Below are 12,874 nucleotides of genomic sequence, written 5' to 3'. Positions count from 1 at the left end.
TGTATGTACCCATATTTACGCCGTTGTATTTTTATATACCTGGTCTTTCATGTATCTGTAGCGAAAGGCCAGGATATTCACTTTTCGCAATTCTATGAATTCCCGTTGATGCGCAACCCGGCGCTGGCAGGCATCTTTAATGGGAATATGCGGTTTACGGGCGCCTACCGCAATCAATGGCAAAGCGTAACGGTTCCATACCGGACAATGGGCTTGAGCGCAGAATGTAAAATGCTGCGCGGGTTTTCGACAGGCGATTTTATAACCACCGGTTTACAGGTAACCAATGACGTGGCGGGTGATTCAAAACTGCAACGCACGCAGGTATTTCCCGTTGTTAATTATCATAAATTACTGAATGACGATAAAACTACCTTTCTTTCGCTGGCATTTATGGGCGGGGCCGTCAACGAACATTTTGATGTTTCGAAGTTGCGCTTCGATGATCAGTATGTGAATGGCGCCTACAGTGTTTCGAACCCTACCCGGCAGCAATTCGGCAGTACGGGTTTTACCTATTGGGATGCATCGGTTGGCGTAAGTTTCAAAACGAATGTAACCAATAATGTAAGCATGTATGTAGGCGGCGGGTTGTTTCATATTACGGAACCGCAGATCGCCTTTACAAAAGACTACGATGTTCGGCTGAACCGGAAATGGGGATTGAATGGCGGGCTGTCTGCATGGATCAACAATATGGATAAGATCGTTTTTTATACCGACCTGTTCATCCAGGGCGGCAACCAGCTGTTGCAGGGTGGGGGACTGTATACCCATTGTTTTGATGAGAATGGTGAAGAAGGAAGTTTATCTGTTGCGGTGGGCGGTGCATTCCGTTGGAAAGATGCGTTTATTCCTATAATAAAGTTGTACACCCATCAGTTGAGCATCGGGCTTAGTTATGATGTCAATATCAGCAAACTCACTACCGCATCACAGTTCAGGGGCGGTTTTGAATTATCGCTCTCCTATACAGGCTTATGGAAAAGACTGGCAGAGAGCCTCGAGAAAGTGGAGTGCCCTTTGAAGATATGGTGATCAGTTGACGAGTTGACGAGTTGACTGGTTAACAAGCTATAAGGCTTGAATGGCTAAGCTCCGGTCACCGGTAAAAACCTCTTCTGATTAATTTTTTATTCCCATTTTATGTAATCCCCGAAACGGTCGCATCCAGTTATTGAAATGCCAGAATAATTGACCATAAAATAACTGTACGTGAAACGACTGCTATTGGTACTCCTGTTCCCTGTGATCGCTTATTCGCAGGAAGTGACCCCCGTTTTATCGAAAGATTACCTGGAACTGATACAGGCAGATACCTTGCCTGTAATGAAGTTCATGCCCGATACCATGAATAATTTTTCGCAAGCGCATTTGTTATTGAATAAAGCGTATTACGGCTTCACGGTAGGCCGCATCAGAATAAAACAGGGCGTGCTCACCATTCAGCCTGAGTATCAAAAGGTGCTGTACCTGACCGGACAATTCAATACGCGGGTTGAAGTTAAACGCATCAACCGGTTGCCGGCCGTACAAAACCAATACGTACAGGGTAGGTCAGAAAATGGCGCCCTTGTATGGCGTGGCGCTGAAACAGGCGAACCGTTCAGTTATGGGCCGGCAGCGCAGTCCCTGGAATACGATGGCGGCAATTATGCTTACGATGCCAACGGAAAACTGGTGGCGGCCGGTACGGGAAATGGCCGTTCGGCTAATAATTATAACAACCCTGTTTTCAGAACGGCATCTATGTTGTTGCAATCATTACGGTTGAACGCACGAATAAGATCTGCCGGTAATGTTTTGTACAGTACAACATTCAGGCTGGGGCATTCCACAGAAAACACCTTTATCAAATACAATAAAAATACTTCACGTAATGCATCGGCTACGTTGGATGCTAACCTTAAAAAGCTGAGTATTACCGCAGGTTATAGTTTTTTGCGGGATGAATTATCTAATACTAACCGGAACGGGTTTTTGAACCGCGTTTATCAGAATGCGATGCTGACGCCGGTAAGTTTTGATAATGTTCACAACGCCCGCCAACCCAATGTGCCGCAAACTTACAGTCCGGTTGCCGATAATGCTATTTACCTGCTATTGAATAACGGCAACCGGTTTGTACAAACACATCAAACCGGTAGTTTGATAGTGGAAAAGAAAACCGACCTGTTCAAATTCAAGCTTACCCAGTCTGTTGAACACCTGTATCAACTAAGCCGCGAAGGGTATAAGCCGGGCAGCGTATATTTTCCAACCGGTATTACTGTTGACCGTAACCTAAAAGACGTTTCGTATTTGCTTGACGCCACCGCCTCTTACGATATTCACTTCGATGATTACAGACTGATCAATACGGCAGGTACGCATTATAAATTTGCAAACAACCGGTCGGTCATCAGGTACAGCCTGCCCGCTGCATGGCGTTACCAGCGTTCTGCACAGGAAGCTTCGCTTTTTTATGATATTTCGTACAAGCCATATAATTGGGACCTTGTACTGAAGCTTGCCAATAAAATGTATGTTTCCAACACCGTCAGCAACAATAATTATTTTCTTCCCCATGTAAGCGGGGCTGTACGATGGGGGAATAATTCAGGCCGCGATTATTATTTCTTCAAATTAAGCGGTTCCTGGAACCGGTTCAATAGCGAGCTTCCCGTTGGGCGGTCTTATTCGACAAACAGTTTACTACAACTTAATATCCAACAGGCTTTTCAGTTCTTTCCTGTAACCGAAGTAAAAGGCTTTGATGGGTTGAAGGCGATACAACACAATGAATGGAATGGGCGTGTTGAGCTGGGATATAAAGGGCATGTGCTGTATGGGAATATATTTAGCCGTACAACCGCCAACGATGTTTTTCCGGTAATGGAAAACAATCAACTTGTGCTCAGGAATATAGCCGCCCACCGCAATAGCGGCGTAGAGGTGGGGTTCACCGGCAGGACCAGCAACCGGTACTTCAATACGGAAAATACCATCTCTTATTTCGTTAATAGAAGTAAAGTAACAGCTGTAAATACCGGCTACGACTATACTCCCCTTGCCGGGTTCAGCAATATACATACCGCTATTGTAAAAGGCGCAGCACTGGGCAGTATCGTTGGCACCGCTTATCAACGCGATGCAAATAATAATATCCTTATTGGCAACGACGGATTCCCGCTGGTGAACAATACACCTACCGTGATCGGTAACCCTATCCCTGATTTTGTAATGAAGATGATTAATGACGCCACCTGGAAAATGTTCTCGATCGGTCTTTGCTGGGAGTGGCGTAAAGGGGGGCAGATCTGGAATGGTACGCAGGCCATGCTCGACTATTACGGCCGCTCGGCTTCTTCTGCCGAATCGAGAAATACAACAGGTTATATTTTCGCCGGTGTATTGCAGGATAAACAACCCAATACCCAACCGGTAAGTTTTTATGATGTAAACAAACCGGTTGAGCAAAGCCGCTGGACGCGCTACGGTCACAGTGGCATAGGGGAAGAATATATACAGGAAGCCAATGTGCTGCGGTTGAACAATATCAATGTAGGTTATAAACTAAAGCTTGGAAAGTATGAGCGGCAACTGGTAATAAACCTGTACGCACAAAACCTTGTTCTTTACTCTTCCTACAAAGGCGCCGATCCCAATCAACTGCTGTATGATCTGCCGGGCGCCGCCGGTCTCGACTTTTTCAATCTTCCTTCTGTAAAATCATTTGGTTGTAGCATCTCCATTCAATTCTAACGTTATGAAAAAAACGATAAATATTTGTTTGCTGTTACTGAGCATGGCCTCTTTACATCCGGTATTGTGTATGGCGCAAAAGATACAGTATGCCGACACGAAGGAAAAAGTATATGTGCAAACCAGCCATGTTTTTTTTAACCCCGGCGAAACCATGTATTTCAAAATATATGTGGTTAATGCCAACAGCCAGCGACCAACGTTCCTTAGCAATGTAGTTTATACAGAAATACTGGGTCCTTCGGGAAATGTAGTGCAGAAGATGAATTATGGAATAGAGAACGGTTACGCCGAAGGTTCTTTTGATTTTAGCGAAGAGGCGCCCGGCGGTATGTATAAAATTAAAGCCTATACCACCTGGATGCGTAATGAAAATGAAAATACCATTTTTGTAAAGGAGATCACGTTGATGAAAGTGATAGCGCCGCGGGTATTGATGAAACTCGACTTTCCCGAAAAAGGTTATGGCGCTGGTGATGAGGTAAAAGCCGATTTCTCCATGCGCAATCTCGATAACCTGCCCATACGTAATCAAGTGGCCAGCTTTAAGGTATCAATTGGTGGTGAAGTAGTACGATCAGATATTTTTCAAACCGATGACCGGGGAAAGGCCCTGCTGCGTTTTTCACTTCCAAAAACACTAAACACTACCGATGGGTTGTTGAACATCACCGTTCATTACGATGCCTATACCGAATCGGTTTCAAGAAGTATTCCCATTGTGCTTAATAAGATCGATCTGCAGTTTATGCCCGAAGGCGGAACCCTGGTACAGGGAATTACCGGTAATATGGCGTTCAGGGCAGTAAACGAACATGGAAAACCGGTTGATGTAAAAGGGGCGGTACTTGACAGCCGGGGTAATAAAGTAGCCGCTTTTGAAAGCCTGCGTTTTGGGATGGGAAAGTTTACTTTTACGCCGCAAAAGAACGAAATCTATAGCGCCGCTATTACCACGCCGGCGAATATTAAACAACCATTCCCCCTGCCGCCGGCATCGGCACATGGTATGGTCATGAAGATTACCAATGCCGATAGTAAAGAGTTGACGGTTAAAATAGCTTCTACCCAAATAAGAGAGGTGTTGCTGGTAGCGCAAACCAAGAATACCCCTTGTTATACTGAGAAGATAACCGTGCAGGCTGGTGAAAATACGATCGCCATCGATAATAATAAGTTCCCGGCCGGAATTGCGCGGTTCACATTATTTACCGATGATAATTTACCGGTAGCGGAGCGGCTGATCTTTCTGAACGGTCAAAAGAACCTGCAAGTAGGCATTAGCACGGATAAACCCAAATATTTGCCCCGCGAAAAAGTTACCCTAACATTGAAAACGTTTGATGAAATGGGGAACCCGGTGCCGGCTAATTTATCACTCGCCGTGCTGGATGACAAATTATGGACCCTCGCCGATGACCGGCAGGATAATATCCTTTCCTGGTTATTGATGAGCTCAGAATTGAAAGGGAAGATAGAAGAACCGAATTTCTATTTCAAAAAAGAAGAGCCGCTTGCGGCTGCAGCGCTTGATCTCGTTATGCTTACGCACGGTTACCGGTATTTCGATTATACTACCGCGGTGGAAGAAAACGGCGACCTGGTTTTTCAACCCGATCAGCCGCATGTGCTAAGCGGGGTTGTCGTAAATACTAAACAAAAACCGGTTAAGGCTTCCGTATTCCTCGTGCATCATGTCACTGGCGGCAGGGCCATCCTGTATAAGACCGGCGACGACGGCGTGTTCTTTTTTTCACAGCTTTACCCGAAAAGTGATTATTATGTAATTGCCCAATCATACAATAAAAGAGAAAAAATAAATATCAAAATAACGCAAAATGGCATTGGTTATAATCCCATCAAAAAAGGCGATGGCAGCCAACTCCTGTATACAAAAGGCAATGGAGATGCCGTTGTGCCACTATCGCCTACTACACGGGTAAGGCAATTAATGGCGCCGCAGGCGGCTGATAAAGAGAAACAGCCAATGACGGGTTTGTTTGATAATATAAAACCTGGCAAGCTCGATGAGGTTGTTGTTATCGCTTATGGAACTTCAACAAAAGGCCTGAGCACAGGAAATATAGGCATATTTAAGGGTGCCGGTATTGCACCCAACGTTTTAACAGCGCTGCAGGGCCGGGTGGCTGGTTTGAATATAACCCCGGTAAATGGAATTGCAGGAACAGCCGAAAATGTAAAGATCCGTGGCGTCAATTCAATAGCATCAGGCAAGGAACCCCTTATTATAATTGACGGCGTACCGGCCGCACATTATCGCCTCACCGCGCTGGAAGCAGGTGATATAGACAACATAGAAATTTTGAAAGACGCTACGGCCACAGCTATATATGGAAGCCGCGCCGCTTTTGGCGTTATTATCGTATCTACTAAAAAGACAAAATATGGCGGGTTCCGCATCGATCTGCCTGCAACGGAATATTTTGCTTCACAGGTGGTACGTACAGCCGATGGGCCTGCATTTAAAGCTGCCCGGCGGTTTTATGCACCCAAATATCTTTCTATCTATCCGCAGGCGCGCACCGATTTCAGAGAAACCATTTACTGGAACCCGGTTATACAAACTGATAAGACGGGCACAGCCCGGGTGGAGTTTTATAATTCGGATGCCAATACTACTTTCAGAGCCATTGCCGAAGGCATCGGTTATAATGGAAAGGCCGGCCGGGCAGAACATACCTATATTACAAAGAACGCATTACAGGTAGATGCCAAAATTCCGCCTTATTTATCAGTTGGCGATCATGCGCTGATACCGCTGGTCATAAAAAATAACAGTATACAGGACGCTACCGTTCGCGTGACTGTAACGTTGCCTCCGGGGTTGAAAACGGGCTCATTTCCCGGTACTATCCGGTTACCGGCCGACAGTTCGCAGCAATTGCTGATACCCATAAAAGCAATGGCTGCCGATACCGGTATTATTGAGTTTGTGGTTGAAACCGGTCAAAGAACAGAAACGGTAAAGCTGCCTGTAACGGTTGCCGAAAAAGGATTTCCGGTAATAGAAACCCTGTCGGGCAACAGAACGGGGCTGCATGAGTTTACAATCAATAATGCAATGGCCGGCAGTATACGCACCGAACTGAAGTTGTTTAAAACACTGGAAGGACAACTGCTCGATGGTATAGAGTCTATGCTGCGGGAGCCTTATGGTTGTTTTGAGCAAACATCTTCTTCCACCTATCCGAATGTTTTTATTCTGAAATACCTGCGTGAATCGAAAATAGTAAACCCCGCCGTAGAAAAAAAAGCGCTTGATTACATTGAGAAAGGCTACCGGCGATTGATTGGTTTTGAAACGGCTATGGATGGTTTTGAATGGTTTGGCAAAACGCCGCCGCATGAAGCGCTAACCGCTTATGGGTTGCTCGAGTTCACCGATATGCAGGAGTTTGTCGATGTAAATAAAAAGATGCTCGAAAGAACAAAGGCATTTCTGTTAAGGCGCCGCGATGGCAATGGTTCCTTTAAATTATCATCAGGCGGGTACGACCGTTTTGCTTCTGTGCCTGACAAGATTGCCAACATTTACATTGTATATGCATTGACGCAGGCCGGTATTGGCAAAGAGATCGTACCCGAATACGAGGCGGCTTTTAAACATGCATTGGAATGTAGCGATGGTTACAAGATGGCCATGATGGCACTGGCCGCTTCGAATATGAAAAGAACCGGTGATTACCGGCTGCTGATGGATGCGCTGCAAACGGCTTATCAAAAGAATGGCCTTGCTTCGCAAACCAGTGTGGTGAATTCGCGCGACGCCTCATTGCGGGTCGAAACCGCTGCGCTCTATGCGCTTGCATTGATGCGTGAACCCCCGGCAGAGATAGGTATAATAGCCAACCTGATAACGAAGGTACTTACCGAAAAATCTTATTATGGCTATGGATCAACACAGGCCACGGTGCTGGCGTTAAAAGCGATCGTTGAATATTCAAAGCTTATAAGTAAAGTAAGCGAGAACCCGCAAATTACATTTACAATGAACGAAACCACTGTTGGTACCGACAGTACTTTTAATGCGGTTGTTAATGAAGGTAAGAACGTATTCGGTATTCAATTCCAGGAACAGGCTTCCGCTGTGCCCTATAGTCTGCAGGTAGCGTACAACACGTTTACACCGCCAAACAGCGAAAAAGCGGAGCTTAAGCTTACGACCAGGCTGGCGGCTGCTCAAACAAAAGTGGGTGAAACCATGCGGATGGATATCGGGGTCACCAACACCAAAAACCTGTTGCAGCCAATGGCCATTGCCAAAATAGGCATACCTGCGGGTTTATCGGTACAACCCTGGCAGTTGAAAGAACTGATGGAAAAAGACCAGGTGGCCTATTATGAAATTTTCGATAATTACCTGGTGTTGTACTGGATGGGATTTGCGCCCGATGAAACAAAAACCATCCGGCTCGATCTTAAAGCGGAAATAGCGGGTACCTACAAAGCAAAAGCCAGCAATGCCTACCTGTATTATACGCCCGAATACAAATACTGGAACGATGGGGTAGAGGTAGAAATAAGGTAAATGCAGAACGTTGAACGCTAAATTCTGTAACAAGGGTGCGATTGCTGGAATGACAGGTTCAAAAGGGAATTACAACCTGCCGGCGGATATGCATACAGGATAAAGCCGTTACCCGGTGCGGAATTATCAACAGATCAAACATGGTTCTCTTGATAAGATAAAAATGACTATAAATAAAAGAAGAGAGCCATTCCGCAAACCGGAATGGCTCTTCTGATTAATTATGTTCACCGGTTTACCGGGTGCTTATAATAACTTGGTTGAGAACTTCCATTCTTCCTCGGTATACCCGCTTATCAAAATAAGATTGGTGGGACTGATCGCTTTGATATTCCAGATCCGTTGCTGATTTTCGATGGTTACGATAATGGACTTATTACCGGGACCGAAAACCCATTTGCCGTTTTCTGTAACCTTCATCGACTGGGCCTCGTAATCGCCATTCGTTTTAAAATAGGCATAGGCGCCCTTGATGAGTTTACTGGCCATTTTAAGCTGGGCCTCACTTCTGCCCGGAACTACCCGGCGGGTCAGGTACCATTTTTTGCTTATCTGGCTTTTAGAAGCTTTTACAGTTTTTATGTTTGGAAGTGGTTGCTCAATATCGTCAGATTCAGTGATGTCGGTGCGCGTCATGATGAAAGCGCCTTCCCCCATACTAAGAATGAGCTGATCCTGTTTCAGGCCTATGATCCTGGATTCGTTCGAGTGCCCTTTGTAAGAAGTAAGCCTCACCCTGCTGCAGGAATCATTGGTGCTCCAGATGCCCTCATCGATATTGTTCATCACAAAAGCCTTGTAATGATTGTTGGGCTTGAAATAAAGGGTCATAGCCCCAAAATACTCTTTGGCTATCTTCAGGGTGTTAGTATCGTATCGTTGTTTGTTGTAAACATCGTAATATTTCCATTTACCAACCAGTGAGTCAGTTTTCTGGGCATGTACGGACACGGATAAACCAATAGGAATTAGGAATAGGAATCTAAGTTTTGTCATGTTTGTGGTTTGTACGGTACCTTGCACTTCAATCCATTACATGGATATCTACCATAACGCCAGGTAGGGGCAGGTAATTGCACTTTTAGGGTAAATTTTGCAAGCGGAAGATAATAACTTTGCATCACCAGTGCAAGGGAATAGTAAAACCTTTTGCATTTCAGCCCACAGGTGCGCCGCCGGCTTTGATATTCAGCAAATAAATGCCGCGTGAATAATTTTTTTCGGGGTTTTACACAATAAATAAAAATAACTTTCTTTATACGAAGATTGTCCTTTGTACACTTATATTTACCCCCCCGCTACCGGATAAGCACGGTTGTTCCCCTTTTGAACACTTTTTCTCCCGTATCGATCAATGTGTACCTAAGCATCCAAACATATACGCCGGTTGATTGAAGCTGTCCGTTTATGCGCCCATCCCATTGCCGCGTCCAGTCGGTTGTACGAAATACAACTTGTCCGTACCGGTTATAAATGAAGAATTCGAGGTTGATGGCCTTCCATGCATTAAGCGGGTACAAAAAGTCATTCTTTCCATCGCCATTAGGCGTAAAACCATTAGGAACCGCAATGAAACAACTGTTCACCACTTTCATCTGATGGGCAACCGTATCGTGGCAGTTGAGATTGTTTTGAACGATGAGCCTGATGGTATACATTTTCGACCTTCCGGATGTAACAATCGGATAGGTTTCGGGCAACGGGTTCTGCAATGAACTGTAATTGCCGTTGCCGAAGTCCCAGTTCCACGAAACTATTTTTCCTATACTGCTATCAGTGAATACGGCTTTGTCTTCCGGGCATAGGATCTCAGGAAATTTAAAGTTTGCTTTCAGTTCATTATCGAGTAAAACGGTAGTGGCAATACTGTCTTTACAAACCCCGTTCGATACGGTGAGTTTTATCAGTTTCGGGCCAAATTTGGTGAAGATCCAGGTGGGGTTCTGCAAGGTGCTGTTGCCAATGCCATCAAAATCCCAGTTCCACTGGTTTACGCTATTGGCGCCGGGGTGAGCGAAGTGAAGCGTATCGGCTTTACAGCCATAGTGAAGTTGATAAGTGAAACCGGCATTTACGGTATCGGCGGTTGCAAAGGGCAGGGCAGCGCCGGCAGGTGTTTGCTGGCCGCATTCATCGATGATGGTATTGCCATCAGTGCCGGGTTGTAAAACGATCTGGTAATTACCTGCCGATTGTATAGGCGCCGAAAGCTGAACCACGATGGAAGTAGTTGCGCCATTTACGCAATTGCCGCTGGCGCCGGTTACGGTGATGGGGGTAGAACCGGTTACCCGGAAATCGCTGCCATTGGCGGCGATCGAATTACAGTTGATGGGCCTGCTGAAAACAAGTTCCAGTTTATCGGGCGCACAGCCAACCGGTTTAATGCTGTCCATGGGCGTTGGCTGCACCGGCGTTACAACGAATGCAAAGTTATTGCCAACAGGTACGCTGTTGTTACAATGATCGAGCAGCGTATTCCCGTCTGATCCGTTCTTCACACTCACTGTATAACCACCCGGCGGTAATGCATTGCTCATGGTAAGCACTATGGTATCCATATCGAAACTGTTGCTGCAGCCAACACCGGTAGCAGCAACAATAGATGCCGCTGTGGATGATAAAGTAAAGTCGCTGCCGTTGCCGGCAAGACTGTTACATTTTATTTTTTTGTTCATCACCAGCGTTACCGTAACGCCGCCGCAACCGGCCCAGCCGTTTTTTATACCGGGTTGCAACGGATCGGTAATAACACCGGTACCGCCGCCAAATGATAATTTGTAACCGCTTTGTGAATTGGTGAAATGGCTTATCAGCAACAGATATTGATGTCCCTGCTGAATGGTGGGCATGGCACTGAACGAGTTGAGGTTTTGTGCCGGGTCGGAAGCGCATTGGATGTGATTTACACCCGATGCAGAGGCCCCGGTTGCGCCAAAAGTGCCCGCCCAGTTACCGGTAACGATAAGTGATTTATTGGTAAAAACTTCTTCGGCATTGCGACCGGTGATGTCGTATAACATCCAGTCGTAATCGTCGCCCATGTCGTTGGGCGTTATCAGAAAACCCAAGGTGCCGGTTTGGTAACAGGTAAAGCGGTACCAGAATGGATTTTTATCGGCATAGGCAGCGCCATCATTTTCGCAGCCGGGAACTGAAAGAATATGACTCTGGCAAATGGGTACATTTGACTGGGTGAAGGTTTGCAAACCACAAACAGGAAAAGCCGTACCAGGCGTTTGACCGAGTGTAGTGCAGTTTTGCGCCGTAAGGCGGGTACACAATAAGATAAGTAAAGCCAAACCAGGGAATCTCATAAGCATAAGGCAATTGACCCCAAATAGGTTGGTAACGTTGCTTAATTCAATGTGATAATGTGATAATTAGCTAATATGCTAATGCTTTAATGGCCGACTCACGCAATTTGTTAAACCTCACACATTTCGAGAGGTATTCCATTATCAAAGTATCACATTATCGAATTATCACATTGGTATTTGGGGCGTTTTAAAAAAATCATGCGGCGTTTGTCCGGTAAACGACCTGAAATCCTTTATAAAGTGTGCCTGATCGTAATAGCCGGCCGAATAGGCAGCTTCAGTTAAACTCACCGCGCCGCTGTAATTTTCGATCATGTTCTTCAACCGAACGATAGCGGCAAAATGTTTTGGTGTAGTGCCGGTAATTTTTCTGAAGCGTTTCTCAAACGGATCGCGGCTGATTGGCAAACTGGTAAGCAACTCTTTTATTTTAATATCTCCCTTCAACAATTTTATCTGCTGAATAGCTTCCCGCACCAGGTGATCGGGTTCTTTTCTTTTCAATTCCGAAAGCAGGAAACGCTCTATGATGAATATGCGCTGGTTGTTATTGCCGGCTGCCGCCAGTTCTTCTTCAATGGCGTTCACTTTAGAACGGGCAATAAGATGATCGAGCGAAATGCTGATGCTGCCGAGTTCATGCATCGGTTCCCTGAAAAAAGCGGCCGCCCCGCCTTCATTAAAAACAACCAGCAGGTTGCTTGCGCCCTGCTCATAATCTACAATGCGGCTGCAATCCCTGATGCCCGAAATGGTGGTTTGCGGAAACTCCCGTGTAAGGCCATTTTCCGAATAAGAAACATTTCCCCGCAGCCTGAAGGCTATTATAATGGAGGTATCGGGCAGGATCCGGTTGACCATGCCGTGTTCACTTTCAATGAACCGGAAACATTTTATATATGGCTGCAATACAGGCGAGGGAAGGAACTGTTCCATATTGACCCGGATTTTCGTTACAAATCTACAAATCAGTTCATTTTAAGTTCGGGAACAAAGTACACATTTTTCACGCCGGAACGGCGGAAAGACCGGAGGCAGAGAAAAGTTCAAAAATAATTTTGAGTACCAGCAGGTTACGTATATATTTTCAACCAGTTGGTTACATGACCGGGATGTAACCATGGTAACCACCCGGCTTAAGTTAACACACGAAGGCCTCGAAACTTTCCCGATGAGTAATCCCGACTTCGATAAAAAGAATTTCGAACAGGGCTCTACGAGCATCATTGGCACTTCGTTAAAGAAGTATGCTGAAAACGTA

General features: G+C 45.6%; 6 protein-coding genes. 3 read left to right on the top strand and 3 right to left on the bottom strand.

All coding sequences use genetic code 11. The features are described 5' to 3' along the window. The first annotated feature begins 3 nt into the window (after nucleotides 1-3). The 3 genes from A4R26_RS08100 to A4R26_RS08090 all read left to right on the top strand — a co-directional run bounded on the left by A4R26_RS08100 (nucleotide 4) and on the right by A4R26_RS08090 (nucleotide 8,293). The gene (locus tag A4R26_RS08100; RefSeq protein WP_081163288.1) at nucleotides 4-1,038 is read left to right on the top strand and encodes a PorP/SprF family type IX secretion system membrane protein; all 1,035 of its coding nucleotides are present in this window, start codon (nucleotides 4-6) and stop codon (nucleotides 1,036-1,038) included. Nucleotides 1,039-1,215: 177 nt separating this feature from the next. Further along, a complete protein-coding gene (locus tag A4R26_RS08095; protein WP_133054589.1) occupies nucleotides 1,216-3,744 on the top strand; it encodes a SusC/RagA family TonB-linked outer membrane protein in 2,529 nt (842 codons plus the stop codon). 4 nt (nucleotides 3,745-3,748) lie between these two features. Continuing rightward, entirely contained in the window at nucleotides 3,749-8,293 is a 4,545-nt protein-coding gene (locus A4R26_RS08090) for a TonB-dependent receptor plug domain-containing protein (protein ID WP_081163286.1), read from the top strand. A gap of 246 nt (nucleotides 8,294-8,539) precedes the next feature. On the opposite strand, the gene A4R26_RS08085 is transcribed toward A4R26_RS08090, so the two are convergent. From A4R26_RS08085 to A4R26_RS08075, 3 genes are all read right to left on the bottom strand, one after another. Beyond that, nucleotides 8,540-9,289: a hypothetical protein gene (locus tag A4R26_RS08085; protein ID WP_081163285.1), complete on the bottom strand. Its 750-nt coding sequence runs from the start codon at nucleotides 9,287-9,289 to the stop codon at nucleotides 8,540-8,542. 302 nt (nucleotides 9,290-9,591) lie between these two features. Further along, on the bottom strand, nucleotides 9,592-11,610 hold the full coding sequence (locus tag A4R26_RS08080; protein ID WP_242674859.1) for a T9SS type B sorting domain-containing protein: 2,019 nt from the start codon (nucleotides 11,608-11,610) through the stop codon (nucleotides 9,592-9,594). Between the two features lie 168 nt (nucleotides 11,611-11,778). After that, entirely contained in the window at nucleotides 11,779-12,549 is a 771-nt protein-coding gene (locus A4R26_RS08075) for a helix-turn-helix transcriptional regulator (RefSeq protein ID WP_081163283.1), read from the bottom strand. Between the last annotated feature and the right edge of the window lie 325 nt (nucleotides 12,550-12,874).

It is taken from the genome of Niastella populi (assembly GCF_002078015.1).
GTDB lineage: Bacteria > Bacteroidota > Bacteroidia > Chitinophagales > Chitinophagaceae > Niastella > Niastella populi.
The sequence above is the reverse complement of the archived record's forward strand: the minus strand, read 5'-3'. Positions and strand labels throughout refer to the sequence as shown.